Origin of the sequence: Flagellimonas flava (assembly GCF_050617915.1) — a bacterium.
Taxonomy (GTDB): Bacteria; Bacteroidota; Bacteroidia; order Flavobacteriales; family Flavobacteriaceae; genus Flagellimonas; species Flagellimonas flava_A.
Window position 1 is genome coordinate 1 of the sequence record NZ_JBODQE010000227.1, and the last position, 231, is coordinate 231.

1 pseudogene is annotated in these 231 nt (G+C 39.4%); it reads right to left on the reverse strand.

Annotated elements, in window-relative coordinates:
- Positions 1 to 63 precede the first annotated feature (63 nt).
- Positions 64 to 231: pseudogene (locus ACRHOZ_RS21635) on the reverse strand (replication-associated recombination protein A); the annotation flags it as partial.

Below are 231 nucleotides of genomic sequence, written 5' to 3' on the forward strand. Positions count from 1 at the left end.
CAAGTGGTTGCTTGAATATTCAGATAGCAGCGGAAAGAAGCAGGAAGTACACCATATTAAGTTCTAGAAGTTGTATTTGTCCTTCCAGCGTTTTTTAAGAAATTCCTTGATGGCTTTTTCCCTGGGATTATCCCCAGGTTTGCAAAGGGTGGTTCCTTCTATTTCTTCTGGTAGAAATTCAAAGTCTACAAAATAGTTTTCATGGTCATGGGCATAGTCATACCCTTTACC